19 protein-coding genes are annotated in these 19,093 nt (G+C 63.9%); 16 read left to right on the forward strand and 3 right to left on the reverse strand.

All coding sequences use genetic code 11. The features are described from left to right. Window positions 1-11: 11 nt before the first annotated feature. The 13 genes from DFR48_RS11040 to DFR48_RS11100 all read left to right on the forward strand — a co-directional run bounded on the left by DFR48_RS11040 (window position 12) and on the right by DFR48_RS11100 (window position 12,072). Complete coding sequence (locus DFR48_RS11040; protein ID WP_114363193.1) at window positions 12-908, forward strand: VOC family protein; 897 nt, start codon at window positions 12-14, stop codon at window positions 906-908. Then, entirely contained in the window at window positions 908-1,756 is an 849-nt protein-coding gene (kdsA, locus tag DFR48_RS11045; protein WP_114363194.1) for a 3-deoxy-8-phosphooctulonate synthase, read from the forward strand. The genes DFR48_RS11040 and kdsA overlap by 1 nt, the downstream gene beginning before the upstream one ends. A gap of 177 nt (window positions 1,757-1,933) precedes the next feature. Then, window positions 1,934-3,208, forward strand: a complete 1,275-nt coding sequence (gene eno, locus DFR48_RS11050; protein WP_114363195.1) for a phosphopyruvate hydratase — start codon at window positions 1,934-1,936, stop codon at window positions 3,206-3,208. A gap of 146 nt (window positions 3,209-3,354) precedes the next feature. Continuing rightward, window positions 3,355-3,675, forward strand: coding sequence for an FtsB family cell division protein (locus DFR48_RS11055; protein WP_114363196.1), 321 nt, complete (start codon window positions 3,355-3,357; stop codon window positions 3,673-3,675). A 144-nt stretch (window positions 3,676-3,819) separates the two neighbouring features. Then, window positions 3,820-4,869 (forward strand): pyruvate dehydrogenase (acetyl-transferring) E1 component subunit alpha, encoded by a 1,050-nt coding sequence (pdhA, locus tag DFR48_RS11060; protein WP_114363197.1) that lies wholly within the window; start codon window positions 3,820-3,822, stop codon window positions 4,867-4,869. A gap of 17 nt (window positions 4,870-4,886) precedes the next feature. After that, a complete protein-coding gene (locus tag DFR48_RS11065; protein ID WP_114363198.1) occupies window positions 4,887-6,269 on the forward strand; it encodes a pyruvate dehydrogenase complex E1 component subunit beta in 1,383 nt (460 codons plus the stop codon). Between the two features lie 15 nt (window positions 6,270-6,284). Further along, window positions 6,285-7,610, forward strand: a complete 1,326-nt coding sequence (locus DFR48_RS11070; protein WP_114363199.1) for a pyruvate dehydrogenase complex dihydrolipoamide acetyltransferase — start codon at window positions 6,285-6,287, stop codon at window positions 7,608-7,610. An 18-nt stretch (window positions 7,611-7,628) separates the two neighbouring features. Continuing rightward, complete coding sequence (locus DFR48_RS11075) at window positions 7,629-8,267, forward strand: SGNH/GDSL hydrolase family protein (protein ID WP_114363200.1); 639 nt, start codon at window positions 7,629-7,631, stop codon at window positions 8,265-8,267. 91 nt (window positions 8,268-8,358) lie between these two features. Beyond that, window positions 8,359-8,598, forward strand: a complete 240-nt coding sequence (locus tag DFR48_RS11080; protein ID WP_114363201.1) for an HP1242/YdcH family protein — start codon at window positions 8,359-8,361, stop codon at window positions 8,596-8,598. Between the two features lie 77 nt (window positions 8,599-8,675). Further along, window positions 8,676-10,121: a dihydrolipoyl dehydrogenase gene (gene lpdA / locus DFR48_RS11085; protein WP_114363202.1), complete on the forward strand. Its 1,446-nt coding sequence runs from the start codon at window positions 8,676-8,678 to the stop codon at window positions 10,119-10,121. 66 nt (window positions 10,122-10,187) lie between these two features. Continuing rightward, entirely contained in the window at window positions 10,188-10,436 is a 249-nt protein-coding gene (locus tag DFR48_RS11090; protein WP_114363203.1) for a GlsB/YeaQ/YmgE family stress response membrane protein, read from the forward strand. A 91-nt stretch (window positions 10,437-10,527) separates the two neighbouring features. Next, complete coding sequence (gene lipA, locus DFR48_RS11095; protein WP_114363204.1) at window positions 10,528-11,493, forward strand: lipoyl synthase; 966 nt, start codon at window positions 10,528-10,530, stop codon at window positions 11,491-11,493. Between the two features lie 129 nt (window positions 11,494-11,622). After that, entirely contained in the window at window positions 11,623-12,072 is a 450-nt protein-coding gene (locus DFR48_RS11100) for a type II toxin-antitoxin system RatA family toxin (protein ID WP_114363205.1), read from the forward strand. Between the two features lie 257 nt (window positions 12,073-12,329). Here the strand turns inward: DFR48_RS11100 and DFR48_RS11105 are convergent, their stop codons facing one another. Genes DFR48_RS11105 through DFR48_RS11115 form a run of 3 tightly spaced genes read right to left on the reverse strand, consistent with a single transcriptional unit; the run spans window position 12,330 to window position 15,308 of the window. Further along, window positions 12,330-13,601: a family 8 glycosyl hydrolase gene (locus DFR48_RS11105; RefSeq protein ID WP_114363206.1), complete on the reverse strand. Its 1,272-nt coding sequence runs from the start codon at window positions 13,599-13,601 to the stop codon at window positions 12,330-12,332. Between the two features lies 1 nt (window position 13,602). After that, complete coding sequence (locus DFR48_RS11110) at window positions 13,603-14,100, reverse strand: CinA family protein (protein ID WP_114363207.1); 498 nt, start codon at window positions 14,098-14,100, stop codon at window positions 13,603-13,605. Beyond that, complete coding sequence (locus DFR48_RS11115; protein WP_114363208.1) at window positions 14,097-15,308, reverse strand: bifunctional 2-C-methyl-D-erythritol 4-phosphate cytidylyltransferase/2-C-methyl-D-erythritol 2,4-cyclodiphosphate synthase; 1,212 nt, start codon at window positions 15,306-15,308, stop codon at window positions 14,097-14,099. The genes DFR48_RS11110 and DFR48_RS11115 overlap by 4 nt, the downstream gene beginning before the upstream one ends. A gap of 192 nt (window positions 15,309-15,500) precedes the next feature. Between DFR48_RS11115 and dusB the strand changes: the two genes are divergently transcribed. From dusB to ntrC, 3 genes are read left to right on the forward strand one after another with little or no spacing between them, the layout of a single operon-like run. Beyond that, on the forward strand, window positions 15,501-16,484 hold the full coding sequence (gene dusB / locus DFR48_RS11120; protein WP_114363209.1) for a tRNA dihydrouridine synthase DusB: 984 nt from the start codon (window positions 15,501-15,503) through the stop codon (window positions 16,482-16,484). Continuing rightward, window positions 16,484-17,623: a two-component system sensor histidine kinase NtrB gene (locus DFR48_RS11125; RefSeq protein ID WP_114363210.1), complete on the forward strand. Its 1,140-nt coding sequence runs from the start codon at window positions 16,484-16,486 to the stop codon at window positions 17,621-17,623. The genes dusB and DFR48_RS11125 overlap by 1 nt, the downstream gene beginning before the upstream one ends. After that, window positions 17,623-19,074, forward strand: coding sequence for a nitrogen regulation protein NR(I) (gene ntrC, locus DFR48_RS11130; RefSeq protein ID WP_114363211.1), 1,452 nt, complete (start codon window positions 17,623-17,625; stop codon window positions 19,072-19,074). The genes DFR48_RS11125 and ntrC overlap by 1 nt, the downstream gene beginning before the upstream one ends. Window positions 19,075-19,093 lie beyond the last annotated feature (19 nt).

Raw genomic sequence — 19,093 nt, forward strand, 5'->3', positions numbered from 1 at the left:
GAGGGAGCGGAATGTCCACTGCCATCGAGGCGCCGCGTGGCGTCGATCACATCGTCTTGCCCGTGCACGGGCTGAAGGTTGCGCGCGAGCGGCTCGGCGTGCTTGGCTTTACGGTCGCCGCCGATGCGCTGCATCCCTTCGGCACCGAGAACGCCTGCGTCTTCTTCTCCGACAAGACCTATCTGGAGCCACTCGCCGTGGCGGGCCGGGAGGCGTGCGAGGAAGCCGCCCGTAAGGGCAACGTCTTCGTTGCGCGCGACCGCGCCTTCCGCTTCCGCGTGCCGGATGGCGAGGGGCTGTCGGGGATAGCGGTTGCCTCGACGGATGCGGCCGCAGACCATGCGATCTATACCGAGCACGGCCTCTCCGCGGGCGAAATCCTGCACTTTTCGCGGCCCTTGAGGTTGCCGGATGGCACCGAGGCGACGGCCTCGTTCCGGCTTGCCTTCGCCGCGGACCTGCGCGCGCCCGATTTTCTTCTCTTCTCTTGCGAACGGGCCAATCCACTGCCGGCGGATCGTGCCGCGCTCGAACGCCACGGCAATGGCGTGACGGGCGTCTCGGCGGTCGTGCTGACGGAGGAAAACCCCTCCGACTTCCAGGAGGTGCTGGAAACCGTCTTCCACCAGCGAGAGATCGAGGCGCATTCCTTCGGTCTCGTCGTCCCTTCGGCAAACGCGAAGATCGAGGTGCTGACGCCGGCCGGTCTCACCGGCTATTTCGGGCTCGACGCCCCGAATGCCGGGCGTGGGCTCATGGGGGCGGCGATCGTCTTTCGGACGGCCGATATCGGCGTGACAGAACGCTTGCTGGCTGCTAATGGCGTTCGCCATGCACGCAAGGATGGTCGCCTGATCGTGCCGCGTGAAGCGGGGCAGGGCGCGCATTTCGTATTCGAGGAAGTTTGATGAGCAATCCGACCAATTCCGAAGTCGTCGTCGGCGAAGGTGCCGCCAAGGTCGTCTTCTCCAATTCCAGGCGCTTCTCGCTGATTGCCGGTCCCTGCCAGATGGAAAGCCGCGATCATGCCTTCATGATGGCCGGTGCGACCAAGGAGATCTGCGACAAGCTCGGCATCGGGCTCGTCTACAAGTCGTCCTTCGACAAGGCCAACCGCACGTCCTTGTCCGGCAAGCGGGGCATCGGCCTCGAAAAGGCGATGGAAGTCTTCGTCGATCTCAAGAAGGAATTCGGCTTTCCGGTGCTGACCGACATCCACACCGAGGAGCAATGCGCGATCGTCGCCCCTGTCGTCGACGTCCTGCAGATCCCGGCCTTCCTCTGCCGCCAGACCGATCTTCTGGTCGCTGCCGCGAAGACCGGTCGGGTCATCAACGTCAAGAAAGGCCAGTTCCTGGCTCCGTGGGACATGAAGAACGTGCTCGCCAAGATCACCGAAAGCGGCAATCCGAACGTGCTTTTGTGCGAGCGTGGCGCTTCCTTCGGATACAACACGCTGGTCTCGGATTTCCGTTCGCTGCCGATCATGGCGGCGATGGGCGCGCCCGTGGTGTTCGACGCCACCCACTCGGTGCAGCAGCCCGGCGGGCAGGGCGGTTCGACCGGAGGTCAGAGGGAATTCGTGGAGACGCTGGCACGCGCCGCGGTTGCCGTCGGCGTTGCCGGTCTCTTCATCGAGACCCATGAGGATCCGGACAATGCCCCCTCTGACGGCCCGAACATGGTGCCGCTGAACGACATGCCGCGACTCCTCGAAAAGCTGCTCGCCTTCGACGCGGTCGCCAAGGGCGCCTGATTCCGCAAGGCATCGTCTATATAGAGAGCGCCGACCCCGGCGGGGCTGGCGCTTTTTGTTGCCTTCTCTTCTTTCCGGTCGCCGGTCGGAGATGTCACACTGCGTGCATTGTATTTTTTCCGTCTTCGATTAAGACAGGCGCCATCCTCAATCCCACCCAGCACCAGGGAGGCACTCATGACTGCAATCACCGACATCATCGGCCGCGAAATTTTGGACAGCCGCGGCAATCCGACCGTCGAGGTCGACGTCTATCTGGAAGACGGCAGCATGGGTCGCGCAGCCGTTCCGTCGGGTGCCTCGACCGGCGCGCACGAGGCGGTCGAACTGCGTGACGGCGGCAGCCGCTATCTCGGCAAGGGCGTCGAGCGCGCCGTCGAGGCCGTCAACACCGAGATCTTCGACGCGGTCGGCGGGCTGGATGCGGAAAACCAGATCCAGATCGACAAGGTGATGATCGAGCTCGACGGTACGCCGAACAAGTCGCGCCTCGGCGCCAACGCCATCCTCGGCGTCTCGCTCGCCGTCGCCAAGGCCGCCGCGGAAGCTTCCGGCCTGCCGCTCTATCGCTATGTCGGCGGACCGAACGCCCATGTGCTGCCGGTCCCGATGATGAACATCATCAACGGCGGCGCCCATGCCGACAACCCGATCGACTTCCAGGAATTCATGATCATGCCGGTCGGCGCCGAAACGATGCGCGATGCCGTGCGCATGGGCTCAGAAGTCTTCCATACGCTGAAGAAGGAACTGGCCGCCCAGGGGCACAACACCAATGTCGGCGACGAAGGCGGTTTCGCGCCGGGCCTCGAAAGCGCGCCGGCCGCCCTCGACTTCATCGTGAAGTCGATCGAGAAGGCAGGCTATCGTCCGGGCGAGGACATGTATCTTGCGCTCGACTGCGCCTCGACCGAGTTCTTCAAGGACGGCAAGTACGTGCTCGAAGGCGAGGGCCGCACGCTCGAACCGGAAGCCATGGCGGAATATCTCGCCGAACTCGCCGCCAAGTACCCGATCATCTCGATCGAGGACGGTATGGCCGAAGACGACTGGGATGGCTGGAAGGTCCTGACTGACAAGATCGGTTCCAAGTGCCAGCTCGTCGGCGACGACCTTTTCGTCACCAATTCCTCGCGTCTGCGCGACGGCATCCGCATGGGTGTCGCGAACTCGATCCTCGTGAAGGTGAACCAGATCGGTTCCCTGACCGAGACGCTCGACGCCGTCGAAACCGCGCACAAGGCCCGCTACACCGCCGTCATGTCGCACCGTTCGGGTGAAACCGAGGATTCGACGATCGCCGACCTCGCGGTTGCCACCAATTGCGGACAGATCAAGACCGGCTCGCTCGCTCGCTCCGACCGGCTTGCCAAGTACAACCAGCTGATCCGCATCGAAGAAATGCTCGGTCCGCAGGCCCGTTACGCCGGCTCGTCGATCCTGCGCGGCTGACGTTCGAGCTTCTAGGCGCTGATTGGCCCGTGTCCCGCAAAGGGGCGCGGGCCAACTTTTTTCCCCGTCCCCGTTATGGTCAACGATCGATTAAGCAATCGCCGCTAGTTTGATCGAAAATCGTTTTGCGTATCAGGGCTCGCTCGATGTGGACCAGGCAGCACAAGAACCGGAAACTCGGACGCTTCGTCCTCCCGCTCGTGACCGTCGCATTCCTCTCCTATTTCGGTTATCATTCGATCCATGGCGATCGCGGGCTGATCGCGGCAGACGAGTTCGAGAAGCTGCGGTTCAAGCGCGATGCCGAGTTGGCTGAACTGGTATCGCGTCGCAAGTCGCTCGAGCGGCAGGTCGAATTGCTGAGCGACGGTTCGCTCGAACGCGACATGATCGATGAGAAGGCGCGCTACCAGCTCAACGTATCGCGCCCTGACGAGATCGTGATTTTCAACGATCAGATAAATTAACCGAAATCCAGTTAATTACCGTTTTCAATTATAATTCAATATGATGTCGTGAATGCGAGCCATGCATTTCTGGCATTGCGGCCGCGCGCTTTCTTGCCTATCCTTCGCGCCGACGTAAATTCGAAAACACCTAGGGAGGGACGAATGGCGCCGCGAAAACCTGCGACCGCGAGCGGTCGCAAGCCGACGACCAAGTCTGCCGCAAAGAAAGAATTGACCGAAGGGCTGGTTGCGGAATTCGACCGCCAGAGCGAGCTTGACGCGTACCGCGAAATGCTCCTCATCCGCCGCTTCGAGGAAAAGGCCGGCCAGCTCTACGGCATGGGCTTCATCGGCGGCTTCTGTCACCTCTATATCGGCCAGGAAGCCGTCGTCGTCGGCGTCCAGATGGTGCTGAAGGAAGGCGACCAGGTCATCACGGGGTATCGCGACCACGGCCACATGCTGGCCTGCGGCATGAGCGCACGCGGTGTCATGGCCGAACTCACCGGCCGTCGCGGCGGGCTGTCCAAGGGTAAGGGCGGCTCGATGCACATGTTCTCCAAGGAGAAGAATTTCTACGGCGGTCACGGCATCGTCGGCGCACAGGTGTCGCTCGGCACCGGTCTCGCCTTCGCCAACAAGTACCGCGAGAACGGCAATATCTCGGTCGCCTATTTCGGTGACGGCGCCGCCAACCAGGGCCAGGTCTACGAAAGCTTCAACATGGCGCAGCTCTGGAAGCTGCCGGTGATCTACGTGATCGAGAACAACCGCTATGCCATGGGCACCGCGGTCTCGCGCGCCTCGGCACAGACCGATTTCTCGCAGCGCGGCGTCTCCTTCGGCATCCCCGGCATCCAGGTCGACGGCATGGATGTCCGCGCGGTCAAGGCTGCGGCCGAGCAGGCTGCGGCCTATGTCCGCTCCGGCAAGGGGCCGGTCATCCTCGAAATGCTGACCTACCGCTACCGCGGCCACTCGATGTCCGACCCGGCGAAATACCGCTCGAAGGACGAGGTGCAAAAGATGCGTTCCGAACACGACCCGATCGAGCAGGTGAAGAACCGGCTCATGGAAAAGGGTTGGGCGAGCGAGGACGAACTGAAGGCGATCGACAAGGACGTCCGCGACATCGTCGCAGACAGCGCCGATTTCGCCCAGTCCGATCCGGAGCCGGACGTATCCGAGCTTTACACCGATATCCTGTTGTGAGTGGGGAGGGTTAGCCCATGTCAGTCAATATCCTCATGCCGGCCCTGTCTCCGACGATGGAAGAGGGCACGCTTTCCAAATGGCTCAAGAAGGAAGGCGACAAGGTCACCTCCGGTGACGTGATCGCCGAAATCGAGACCGACAAGGCGACGATGGAAGTGGAAGCAGTCGACGAAGGCGTGATCGGCAAGATCCTCGTCGACGCCGGCACCGAAAACGTCAAGGTCAATACGCCGATCGCCATCCTGCTGCAGGAAGGCGAGAGCGCTGCCGACCTCGCGGCCGCACCGAAGGCCGAGGCCGCGCCCCAGGCAGCTGCGCCGCAGGTCGAGCAGCCGACGGCGGCCGGCTCCGCCGCAGCACCTGTCGCGGCGCAGCCGCTTGTCGCCGCCGACCCGGACATTCCGGCCGGCACCGAAATGGTCACGATGACCGTGCGTGAGGCGCTGCGCGAGGCGATGGCCGAGGAAATGCGCCTGAACCCGGACGTCTTCGTCATGGGCGAGGAGGTCGCGGAATACCAGGGTGCCTACAAGATCACGCAAGGCCTGCTGCAGGAATTCGGGCCGAAGCGCGTCGTCGACACGCCGATCACCGAGCACGGCTTTGCCGGCGTCGGCGTCGGTGCCGCCATGGCAGGCCTTCGCCCGATCGTCGAGTTCATGACCTTCAACTTCGCCATGCAGGCGATCGACCAGATCATCAACTCGGCCGCCAAGACGCTCTACATGTCCGGCGGCCAGATGGGCGCACCGATCGTCTTCCGCGGCCCGAACGGGGCAGCTGCCCGCGTCGGTGCCCAGCACAGCCAGGATTATGCCGCCTGGTATAGCCAGATCCCGGGTCTCAAGGTCGTCATGCCGTATACGGCTGCCGACGCGAAGGGGCTCCTCAAGGCTGCGATCCGTGACCCGAACCCGGTGATCTTCCTCGAAAACGAGATCCTCTACGGCCACTCGTTCGAGGTGCCGAAGCTCGATGACTTCGTTCTGCCGATCGGCAAGGCGCGCATCCACAAGACCGGCAAGGATGCGACCGTCGTCTCCTTCGGCATCGGCATGACCTATGCGGTCAAGGCGGCGGAAGAACTGGCGAAGGAAGGCATCGACGTCGAGGTCATAGACCTGCGCACCATCCGCCCGATGGACATTCCGACCGTCATCGAGTCGGTCAAGAAGACCGGCCGTCTGGTCACCGTCGAGGAAGGCTATCCGCAGTCCTCCGTCGGCACCGAGATCGCGACCCGCGTCATGCAGCAGGCCTTCGACTATCTCGACGCGCCGATCCTGACGATCGCCGGCAAGGACGTGCCGATGCCTTATGCCGCCAACCTCGAGAAGCTCGCGCTTCCGAACGTCGGCGAGGTCGTCCAGGCGGTCAAGACCGTCTGCTACAAGTAACGGGAGGGCTTGGAAATGCCGATCAATATCACCATGCCGGCCCTCTCCCCGACGATGGAAGAGGGCAATCTTTCCAAATGGCTGGTCAAGGAAGGCGACAAGGTCAGCCCCGGTGACGTGATCGCCGAGATCGAGACCGACAAGGCGACCATGGAAGTCGAAGCCGTCGATGAAGGCACGCTGGCGAAGATCGTCGTGCCGGCCGGCACCGAGGGCGTCAAGGTCAATGCGCTGATCGCGATCCTCGCCGGTGAAGGCGAGGACGTGAGCGCGGCGGCCGCCGGCGGCGGTGCCGCAACACCTGCGCCGAAGGCCGAGGTCGCGCCGGCCGCCAAGGTCGAGGCTGCCCCGGCAGCTGCTCCCGCTGCCGCCGCCCCGGCTGCTGCTCCGGCCGTTGCCAAGTCCGGCGAGCGCGTGTTTGCCTCGCCGCTCGCCCGTCGCCTTGCCAAGGAGGCCGGCGTCGAACTCTCGGCCGTGGCGGGTTCCGGTCCGCACGGGCGCGTCGTCAAGAGCGACGTCGAAAAGGCCGTCGCCGGCGGCGTCGCCAAGGCAGCGCCTGCTGCTGCCGCGCAGGCCGCACCGGCTCCGGCGCTCGCCAGGGCACCGTCGGACGATGCCGTGCTCAAGCTCTTCGAGCCGGGTTCCTACGATCTGGTGCCGCATGACGGCATGCGCAAGACGATCGCCAAGCGGCTCGTCGAATCCAAGCAGACGATCCCGCATTTCTACGTGACGGTCGACTGCGAACTCGACGCGCTGCTTGCCCTGCGCGCCCAGCTCAACGACGCGGCACCGCGCAAGGATGGCGCTCCGGCCTACAAGCTGTCGGTCAACGACATGATCATCAAGGCCCTGGCGCTCTCGCTGCGGGATGTTCCGGATGCCAACGTCTCGTGGACGGAAAGCAACATGGTCAGGCACAAGCATGCCGATGTCGGCGTGGCTGTTGCGATCCCGGGCGGCCTGATCACCCCGATCATCCGCAATGCCGAGCTGAAGTCGCTGTCCGCCATCTCCAACGAGATGAAGGACCTCGGCAAGCGCGCCAAGGAACGCAAGCTGAAGCCCGAGGAGTACCAGGGCGGCACGACCGCGGTCTCCAACATGGGCATGATGGGCGTCAAGCACTTCGCAGCCGTCGTCAACCCGCCGCACGCGACCATTCTCGCGGTCGGCGCGGGCGAGGAGCGGGTGGTCGTCAAGAACGGCGAGATGAAGATCGCCAATGTCATGACGGTCACGCTCTCCACCGACCACCGCTGCGTCGACGGCGCGCTCGGGGCCGAACTGCTCGGCGCCTTCAAGCGCTACATCGAAAACCCGATGGGCATGCTGGTCTGACGCGGAGGCAGGTTCGCGATGAAATCCGTTCTCGCCTACGGTGACAGTCTGACCTGGGGCTACGATCCCGTCGCGCTTGGTCGTCATGCTCATGAGGATCGCTGGACGAGCGTCCTGCAGAAGGCGCTCGGGCACGGCGTCAGGGTCATCGCCGAAGGCCTGAACGGGCGCACCACCGCCTATGACGACCATCTGGCAGATGCCGAGCGCAACGGCGTGAAGCTGCTGCCGAGCGTGCTGGAGAGCCACAAGCCGCTCGATCTCGTCATCGTCATGCTCGGCACCAACGACATGAAGCGGGGCGTGGCGGGCACTGCGATCGCGGCGGTCAAGGGCATGGAGCGGCTGGTCAAGCTCATCCGTCTCCACGACTGGGGTTTCGATTTCGAGGCCCCGGAGATCCTGGTCGTTTCGCCGCCGCCGATCTGCGCGACGGCGAACGCGCCGTTTGCCGCGATGTTCAAGGGTGCGATCGAGGAATCGGCGATGCTCGCCAGTCTCTACCGCGACATGGCGGATGATCTCGGCTGTGGTTTCTTCGATGCCGGTTCGGCGGCGAAGACGACGCCACTCGACGGCATCCATCTCGACGCGGAGAACACCCGGGCGGTCGGACGCGCGATCGAACCGGTCGTGCGAATGATGCTCGGACTGTGAACGGCTTTCGGGGAAATTTGACCAAGATCAAGGAGAGCGTCTGACGAGCGTATATGGCTCACTTCGTAAACCTTCACGAGGAGAAGAAGTTATGTCGAATACGCCGCACGAAATCCAGGACGAGTTTCCGGAACTTGTCGGGAAGATGCACGAGCTCAAGGCGAGCGACGAGCATTTTGCCCAACTGCTCGAGGACTATCGCGAGATCAATCGCGCCATCCACCGGGCAGAGACGGAAGTGGAACCGGTCGGCGACGCGCAGATGGAAACGATGCGCAAAGAGCGGATGGTTCTGAAGGACGAGATTTACGGGATGCTGACGAAGGCGTGACCGCCGGAGGCTTCGTCCCTTGGAAGGGCTTCCCGCGACCGGGGAGCCCGTTCCCGACAAAGAGGAGATGAAGGCCCGTGTCCAACGCTTATGACGTCATCATTATCGGTTCCGGCCCCGGCGGCTACATTGCGGCGATCCGCGCGGCCCAGCTCGGGCTGAAGACGGCCATCGTCGAACGCGAGCACCTCGCCGGCATCTGCTCCAACTGGGGCTGCATTCCGACCAAGGCGCTGCTGCGCTCCGCCGAAATCTACCACTATGCCAAGCATCCCGGCGACTACGGCGTGAAGATCGAAGGCACGGTTACGCCCGACCTGAAGGCGATCGTCGCCCGCTCGCGCGGCATTGCCGCCCGCATGAACGGCGGCGTCGGCTTCCTGATGAAGAAGAACAAGGTCGACGTGATCTGGGGCGAGGCGAAGCTTTCCAAGCCCGGCGAGATCGTCGTCTCCAAGACGACAAAGGCGATCCAGCAGCCGCAGGCGCCGCTGCCGAAGAACACACTCGGCGAGGGCACCTATACGGCGAAGCACATCATCGTTGCGACCGGTGCCCGCCCGCGCGCGCTGCCCGGCATCGAGCCGGATGGCAAGCTGATCTGGACCTATTTCGAGGCGATGAAGCCGGAAGAAATGCCGAAGTCGCTGCTCGTCATGGGTTCCGGCGCGATCGGCATCGAATTCGCCTCCTTCTACCGCACGCTCGGCGTGGACGTCACCGTCGTCGAGGTGATGAGCCAGGTCATGCCGGTCGAGGACGCGGAAATTTCCGCGCTCGCCAAGAAGCAGTTCGAGAAGCAGGGCATGAAGATCCTGCTCGAAGCCAAGGTCGCCAAGGTCGAGCAGGGTGCAAACTCCATCACCGCCCATGTCGAGAAGAAGGACGGTTCGATCGAGAAGATCACCGCCGACCGGATGATTTCGGCCGTCGGCGTGCAGGCCAATGTCGAGAACATCGGTCTCGAGGCGCTCGGGGTGAAGACCGAACGCGGCTTCATCCAGATCGACGGTTACGGCCGCACCAACGTGCCGGGCATCTACGCGATCGGCGACGTCGCCGGCCCGCCGATGCTGGCCCACAAGGCAGAACACGAGGCGGTGATCTGCGTCGAGAAGATCGCCGGACTGCCGAACGTCCATCCGATGGACAAGGGCAAGATCCCCGGCTGCACCTATTGCCATCCACAGGTCGCCTCGGTCGGCCTGACGGAAGCCAAGGCCAAGGAGCAGGGGCGCGACATCCGCGTCGGCCGTTTTCCCTTCGTCGCCAACGGCAAGGCAATCGCGCTCGGCGAGGACCAGGGTCTCGTCAAGACCATCTTCGACAAGAAGACCGGCGAGCTCCTGGGGGCCCATCTGGTCGGCGCCGAAGTGACCGAACTGATCCAGGGCTTCGTCGTGGCGATGAACCTCGAAACGACCGAGGAAGAACTGATGCACACGATCTTCCCGCATCCGACCATTTCGGAAACGCTGAAGGAAAGCGTCCTCGATGCCTATGGCCGGGCGTTGAACGCCTGAGTGTTGTGATGCCGGCAACGGCATCGTATATGAAAGTCGATATTGACCGACAAAGGGATTGGGGCAATGCAGGGTTTGGGTTGGATTTTGACGATTGTGATCGGCGGCCTCGCCGGCTGGCTCGCGGGCAAGCTGATGGACGCACGCTTCGGCATCCTGATGAACATCGTGCTCGGCATTGTCGGCTCGGTGGTCGCCAATGCCGTGCTTGCGCAGTTCCACATCTCGGTGGCGGGCGGTGCGCTCGGCTATCTCATCACCGGCTTCCTCGGCGCAAGTCTCCTCTTGTTCGTCGTCAAGCTCGTCAGGCGCTGACACGGTGACGCCGGCATAGCCGTCCTCGGGTGGCATGCCGGGTCGCAACACGGGTTTCGGAGCCGCCTGGAGCGGCAAAAGGCAGGTAGACATGGTTACGATCCTCGACCGGATGACCCCTGAGGAAAAGCGCGTCCGGCATCCGGAGAAGGCCCACAGGCCGGATACGGAAGTGCTGCGCAAACCCGAATGGATCCGCGTCAAGGCACCGACCTCCAAGGGCTATGCGGAGACGCGCGATCTCGTGCGCTCGCACAAGCTGGTGACGGTCTGCGAGGAAGCCGGCTGCCCGAACATCGGCGAATGCTGGGACAAGAAGCACGCCACCTTCATGATCATGGGCGAGATATGCACCCGCGCCTGTGCCTTCTGCAACGTCGCGACCGGCAAGCCGAACGCGCTCGATCAGGACGAGCCCGAGAACGTCGCCAAGGCGGTGAAGCAGATGGGCCTCACCCACGTCGTCATCACCTCGGTCGACCGCGACGATCTGGAGGACGGTGGCGCCGAGCATTTCGAGAAGGTGATCTGGGCGATCCGCGCCGCTTCCCCGGAAACGACGATCGAAATCCTGACGCCGGACTTCCTGAAGAAGCCGGGCGCGCTCGAGCGTGTCGTCGCCGCCAAGCCGGACGTCTTCAATCACAACCTGGAAACCGTTGCCGGCAACTACCTGACGGTCCGCCCCGGCGCGCGTTATTTCCACTCGATCCGGCTCTTGCAGCGGGTGAAGGAACTCGACCCGACCATGTTCACCAAGTCCGGTATCATGGTCGGTCTCGGCGAGGAGCGCAACGAGGTGCTCCAGCTCATGGATGATCTCAGGACCGCCGATGTCGACTTCCTGACGATCGGCCAATACCTGCAGCCGACCCGCAAGCATCACAAGGTCGAGCGCTTCGTCACCCCCGACGAATTCAAGTCCTACGAGACGGTCGCCTATTCGAAGGGCTTCCTGATGGTGTCGGCAAGCCCGCTCACGCGCTCATCCCATCACGCCGGCGACGATTTCGCGCGGCTTCGGGCGGCGCGGGAGAAGCTTCAGGCCGCGCGCTGAGGTTCCCTTCCGTAGGTTCGGTTGCGGGATCGGCGACCGGTGTCGAGGATACGGTCTTGCTTTTTGAAACCAGCGTTCTCCGGAGAGTGGCTTCTTGCCAATCCGGATAAAGCTGATTAGCTCTCGGTCATGCCCCAGTTCGAAACCCGCCGTATCGTCAAGCACTCGCCCGGCCAGATGTATGCGCTCGTCGCCGATGTCGAGCGCTATCCCGAGTTCCTGCCGCTGTGCGAGGCGCTCACGATCCGCACGCGACGGGAGCGGGACGACAAGACGCTGCTCGTCGCCGACATGACCGTCGGCTACAAGGCGATCCGCGAGACGTTCACGACCCAGGTGCTTCTCGTGCCGGCTGAGCACGTGATCGACGTCAAGTATATCGAGGGTCCGTTCAGATATCTTGACAACCGCTGGCGTTTCGAGCCGGCGGGCGAGGGCGGTTGCTCGGTGCATTTCTTCATCGATTACGAGTTCAAGAGCCGCATCCTCGGCGCAGTCGTGGGCTCGATGTTCGACCGCGCCTTCCGGATGTTCTCCGAAGCGTTCGAGAAGCGGGCGGACGAGATCTACGCCGCCTAGGGCATTTCCGGTCAATTCGGGGCCGGTTCCGTTTCCCGATTGGTGCGTGCGATCCGGTGGTGAGCCGGTCGCAGCGCGATGCGCGCCATCGGGCGCCTGTCAATCGGAAACCCGAAGGGACGGTCGCCTTTGCGGCAATACTGGCGCAAAGCTGCTCTACCGTATCTATGGATATGCGCGTCGTGTCTCTGCTTGATCTTGCCGCAAATTCGCTCTGTCAGAACAACTCCGAATTAGCCGGAAATGCTCTCGTGCGCTCAGGGCTTGGCCCAGTGGCCGGTGACGGCGATCATCGCCATCAGTTTCAGCGTATTGCCGAAGTAGTCTTCCTCGGCGAGGGGCCTGCTCTCCATCGCGGCCCACAGGGCATCGAGCCAGTCCTGATTTTCGGAATCGATCATGGCGGAAACGGTCAGCATAGAGATGAAGGCCATTTGGTCGTGGCCGGCGTCCGGCGCGGGTTTTCCGTTCAGTCGGTAGGTGTCGGCGAAGCGCTCCGGCCGGCCCTCGGTCGTCTGTCTTGCCCAGGCGTTCAGTGGGCGCAGAGCCTTGTGTGCCCGCTCGTCGCCGGTGAGCAGGAAATCCAGACCGACCCGCCACGGATAACGGGCGGCATTCCACGAATAGGCGCCATCGTAGTCGCCTTCGAGAAAGCCGCTCGGCGCGGGTTTCGGCTGGTCCGGAAGGCCAACGATGAAGTCGGGCATGAGGCCGGTGCGGGGGGAGTATTTCTCGCCGACGGTGGCCATGACGCCATAGATCGCGTCGCGCAGGTCAAGCCAGCGCCTATCACCCGTTCGTTCGGCGAAGGCGGCGAAATGGGACTGCATGAAGTCCGACGAACGCGTCGTCGCGGCATAGGTCGCGCCGTCTCCCGTCTTGGCCCAATCGCCGATCAGCAGCATATTGCCGGGCAGGTCGACTTCATGGGCGAGAATGGCTGCGAGCATGTGCCGCGCCTCGGCGCCATAATGGAACGTACCGTCATTGCCCCAGCGGCGCTCGGCGAGCAGCATGGCATAGGCGATGTCGAGATCGCCGTCGGTCGCGCTGCTGGTGCCCCGGACGTCCTCGCCGGCGTCCGTGCAATCCGCCACCTGATTCCAGGCCATCAGGCCCGGATCTGAACGGGCCGGATGGTCGTGGAAGAAGCGGACCATACCGTCGAACAGGCGATGGGCGTCGTCATCGAAATCCGCCATCATGACGGTCGCGAGCATGCCGTAGCCATGGGCCTCGGAAACCGTGATCGTCGTCTCGGCCGAGCCGCCATAGGTGGGCTTGCCGTCGCCATCGGTACGCACCAGGACGCGGCCTTCGCCGCAGCCTTCGCGAAGATAGACCGACTTCCACTGTCCATAGAATCTTGTGAGTGCCCGATCGAGTGTCGCTTGGTCGGGTCTCGGCGCAATGGATCCAGGGGCATAGGGTGAGGATGCGGCCGGCACGGTCGACGCCGTCACGCAGAGCGCCAGGGCCGCCTGCGGCACGGTGCCGGCGATTTCCCCGATCCAGCGCGTCCAGAACATCTCAGCCCGCGGCCTCGATCAGCATTTGAAGCGCGGTGCGAACCGTCGCGAGACGTATTTCAGCGCGGCCGAGATCGCCGTAGCGCATTTCACGGTGGATGACCCGGCCGTCGCGGCGCCGTGCCGCGATGTGCACGAGACCGACGGGCTTTTCGGCACTACCGCCGGTCGGGCCGGCAACGCCGGTCACCGCGACCGCGAGATCGGCCCCCGAGTGACGAAGAGCGCCGGCCGCCATCTGCAGCGCCGTCTCGCGGGAGACTGCGCCGAACGAGTCGAGCACGGCCTTGTCGACGCCGAGCATTTCCACCTTCGCGCGGTTCGAATAGGTAACGAAGCCGCGATCGACGACGGCCGACGAGCCGGAAATCTCGGTAAGTGTCCCGGCGATCAGTCCGCCGGTGCAGGATTCGGCGGTGGCGACCTTCAAGTTGCGTTGCGTAAATTCACTTACGATGCGTGAGGCAAGCGCTTCGATCTCCGGTGGAAAGACCGTCATGCCTTGGCACCTCCATAGACGACGGTCGCGGTTGCGATCGCGGCGATCCCTTCGCGCCGCCCGACAAAGCCGATCTTCTCGTTGGTGGTCGCCTTGACGGAGCAGCGGTCGAGCGAGATGCCGAGAATCTCCGAGAGCTTCTCCCGCATCGCCTGGCGGTGCGGCCCGACCTTGGGGGCCTCGGCGATCAGCGAGATGTCGGCGTTCATGATCGTGCCGCCGTTGTCGCGGACGATCTTTGCCGCGTGTTCGAGAAAGATGCGCGAGGGCGCGCCCTTCCATTGCGGATCGGAGGGCGGGAAATGGTCGCCGATGTCGCCGGCGCCGCAGGTGGCGAGCAGCGCGTCGGTCAGGGCGTGCAGGGCGACGTCGGCGTCGGAATGTCCCTTGAGCCTCTGGTCGTGCGGAATGAAGACGCCGCAGAGCGTGACGCCGTCACCGGCCTCCAGCTGGTGCACGTCATAGCCGTTGCCGGTACGCACGTCGGGAAGGGCGGAGGAGGAGAGTCTGGCGTCGGCCATGGCGATATCCCGCTGGACGGTGAGTTTGACGTTGTCCGGCGACCCCTCGACCAGACGGACGGGGATGCCGGCCCATTCCGCGATGGCGGCATCGTCGGTGAAATCGTCCCGTCCCTCCGAGGCGGCGCGTGCATGCGCGGCCATGATCGCCGGAAAGCCGAAGCTCTGGGGTGTTTGGGCCGCATAGAGCCCGGTGCGGGGCACTGTCTCGATCACGAGCCCTTCGGCCGAGCCGCGTTTCAGCGTGTCGGTGACCGGAATAGCCGGCAGTACGGCCTCGGCACCGTCCTCGAAGGCGGCGCGGATACGCTCCAGCATCGCCGTATCGACGAAGGGCCTGACGGCGTCCTGGATCATCACATGGGTGACGTCGCGGCCGGCAAGCGCCTTCAGGCCGGCTTCGACCGACTGCTGGCGCGTGCGCCCGCCGAAGGTGACGACGATGTCCCGTCCGCCTTTCAGATACCGGCAAGCATCCTCGAACAGCGCCTCGTCATCGGGATGGATGACTGCGACGATCGGACCCGTTGCCGGCCAGTCGACAAAGCGCTGAAGTGTATGGGAGATCACCGGCTTTCCGCCGATGCGGCGATACTGCTTCGGCCCTTCCGCGGAAGCGCCGGCCCGCTCGCCGCGCCCTGCAGCGACCGCGATGACAGCGATTGAAAGGGCCTCGAAATTTGCCATACGCGGAGATTGTTCCTGACACAAATAACACGTAAGGGAGCAGTAGAGCGTCGGCGCCAGGATTTCCAGAGTGCGCCGAATTTTTGTTCCGTTCGGCGGTTTTCGCTTGGCAAGTCGCTCAAGGCTGGCTAAAAATAGTGCAAATCCGATCCGTGCCTGAAAGATAATCATTTGCAATCCAGAGCACTTCACATGCCGTTTCAGATCGGGCCGGTGACCGTTCGCAATCGCGTCGCGCTGGCGCCGATGTCCGGGGTGAGCGACCTGCCGTTCCGTCAGCTCGCTTGGCGCTTCGGGGCGGGACTGGTCGTCACCGAGATGGTTGCGAGCCGGGAACTGGTGCTGAATGCGGCCGAATCCTGGATGCGGCTGCGCGATGGCGAGGCGCGTCCGCATGTCGTGCAGCTCGCCGGCCGCGAGGCCCACTGGATGGCGGAAGCCGCACGGATCGCCGAAGCCAACGGCGCCGACGTAATCGACATCAACATGGGTTGCCCGGCCAAGAAGGTGATCGGCGGCTATGCCGGGTCGGCGCTGATGCGCGATCCCGACCATGCTCTCTCCCTGATTGAGGCGACCGTTAACGCGGTGAGTATCCCGGTGACGCTGAAAATGCGGCTCGGCTGGGACGAGAACTCGATCAACGCGCCGGAGATCGCGGCGCGCGCCGAGCGCGCGGGTATCCGGCTCGTCACGATCCACGGCCGCACTCGCATGCAATTCTACGAGGGCCGCGCCGACTGGGATGCGATTGCCGCAGTGCGCGACGCGGTCAAGATCCCGCTGATCGCCAACGGCGATGTTTCGAGCTGCGAAGACGCAGAGGAAATTCTGAGGCGGTCCGGCGCCGATGCCGTCATGCTCGGTCGTGCCTGCCAGGGGCGGCCGTGGCACGCCGGCGTTCTTGCCGGCGCCCGTGCACCAGAACGGGCGGAAATTGCCGCGATCGCCGTCGAACATTACGAGTTGATGTTGGCGCATTACGGGACCGATGTCGGCCTGCGCCATTTCCGCAAACATCTGGGTTGGTATCTCGAACGCTTTGCTCCGGGACTCGCGGCCGCCCGCAAGGCCGAGATCATGACCGCCCGCGATCCCCGTTTCGTCGTCGCGTCCCTGTCTCGCGCGCTCCAAGAGGCGGCGGAAGAAGAAAACGACCGGCAGGAGGCCGCCTGATGTCGCAACCGCAGGAAACCCGGGACAACAGCCTGGCCCTGACTGTCCTGAACGCGATCCAGAATCCGGTGATCCTCGTCGACGCCGGAGGCTTCGTCACCTTCGCGAACTGGGAGGCGGAATCCTTCTTCGGCGCGAGCGCCAGCCATCTCGCCCGCCATCAGGTGGCGAGCCTGATCCCGTTCGGCAGCCCGCTGCTCGCCCTGATCGACCAGGTGCGGGAGCGGCGGGCACCCGTCAACGAATACCGTGTCGACCTGAGCTCGCCACGCCTCGGCGAGGACAAGCTCGTCGACCTCTACGTGGCCCCGGTGGTGAGCGATCCGGGCTCCGTGGTCGTGGTGTTCCAGGAGCGCTCGATGGCTGACAAGATCGATCGTCAGCTGACCCACCGCGCCGCCGCCCGTTCGGTGACGGGGCTCGCCTCGATGCTGGCACACGAGATCAAGAACCCGCTTTCCGGCATTCGCGGCGCGGCACAGCTTCTGGAAAGCTCGGTGACCGACGAGGACCGGGCGCTGACACGCCTCATCTGCGACGAGACGGACCGCATCGTGTCGCTGGTCGACCGTATGGAGGTCTTTTCCGACGAGCGGCCGGTGGACCGCCAGCCGATCAACATCCATTCGGTGCTCGACCACGTGAAGGCGATCGCCAAGGCGGGCTTTGCCCGCGACATCAAGATCACCGAGAGCTACGACCCGTCGCTGCCGCCGGTTTACGCAAACCGCGACCAGCTGGTGCAGGTGTTCCTCAACCTCGTCAAGAATGCGGCCGAGGCGATCGGCGACCGCGCCGACGGCGAAATCCAGCTGACCACCGCCTATCGGCCGGGCATCCGCCTTTCGGTTGCAGGCTCGCGCGAGAAGATCTCGCTGCCGCTCGAATTTTGCGTGCACGACAACGGTCCGGGGGTTCCCGCCGACCTGCTGCCGCATCTCTTCGACCCCTTCATCACCACGAAGACGAACGGATCGGGACTCGGCCTCGCGCTGGTCGCGAAGATCATCGGTGGTCATGGCGGCATCGTCGAATGCGACAGCCAGTCCAACCGCACAACCTTTCGTGTGCTGATGCCCGTCTCCCGGGGTGTCGCGCTCGAAGACCCGACCCCGGCGAACTCCACAGGAAGCCTCTGATGACTGCCACCATCCTTGTTGCTGACGATGATGCCGCTATCCGTACCGTGCTCAACCAGGCGCTGACGCGGGCGGGATACGACGTCCGGATCACCTCCAATGCCGCGACGCTCTGGCGCTGGGTCTCTGCCGGCGAGGGCGATCTCGTCGTCACCGACGTCGTCATGCCGGACGAGAACGCCTTTGACCTGCTGCCGCGCATCAAGAAGGCAAGGCCCGATCTGCCGGTTCTGGTGATGAGTGCGCAGAACACCTTCATGACGGCGATCAAGGCGTCCGAACGGGGCGCCTATGACTACCTTCCGAAACCCTTTGATCTCACCGAACTGATCGCAATCATCGGCCGCGCGCTCGCCGAGCCGAAGAAGAAGCCGGCTCGTGTCGACGACGACATGCAGGATGGCATGCCGCTGGTCGGGCGCTCGGCCGCCATGCAGGAGATCTACCGCGTTCTCGCGCGTCTCATGCAGACCGATCTCACGCTGATGATCACAGGCGAGTCCGGCACCGGCAAGGAGCTCGTCGCCCGCGCCCTGCATGACTATGGCAAGCGCCGCAATGGTCCCTTCGTCGCGATCAACATGGCGGCGATCCCGCGCGACCTCATCGAGTCGGAGCTTTTCGGCCACGAGAAGGGGGCCTTCACCGGCGCGCAGACCCGCTCGACCGGCCGCTTCGAGCAGGCCGAGGGGGGGACGCTGTTCCTCGACGAAATCGGCGACATGCCGATGGATGCGCAGACGCGCCTGCTGCGTGTCCTGCAGCAGGGTGAATACACAACCGTCGGCGGCCGCACGCCGATCCGCACCGACGTCCGGATCGTGGCGGCCACCAACAAGGACCTGAAGCAGTCGATCAATCAGGGCCTTTTCCGCGAGGACCTCTACTATCGCCTCAACGTCGTGCCGCTGCGTCTGCCGCCGCTGAGGGATCGCGCCGAAGACATCCCGGACCTCGTCCGCCATTTCATCCAGGAGGGCGAGCGACAGGGTCTTGATTCGAAGCGCTTTGACCAGGAAGCGCTCGAAGTCATGAAATCCTACGCGTGGCCCGGCAATGTCCGCGAGCTGGAAAACCTCGTCCGCCGCCTGATGGCGCTTTATCCACAGGATGTCATCACCCGGGAAATCATCGAATCCGAACTGCGCTCCGATATCGCCGATAGCCCAATCACCAAGGCGAGCGTCGCGTCGGGGCCGATGACCATCGCGCAGGCCGTGGAAGAGAACATGCGCAGCTATTTCGCCGGTTTCGGCGATGGTTTGCCGCCGCCGGGGCTCTATGATCGCGTGCTGACGGAGATGGAATACCCGCTCATCTTGGCGGCGCTGACGGCCACCCGCGGCAACCAGATCAAGGCGGCGGACCTGCTCGGTCTCAACCGTAACACGCTCAGAAAGAAGATCCGCGAACTCGGCGTATCGGTCTACAGGAGTTCCCGGTCGGCTTGACACCCGCCGGGTGCCGTTG

The organism is Ciceribacter lividus (assembly GCF_003337715.1).
Taxonomy (GTDB): Bacteria; Pseudomonadota; Alphaproteobacteria; order Rhizobiales; family Rhizobiaceae; genus Allorhizobium; species Allorhizobium lividum.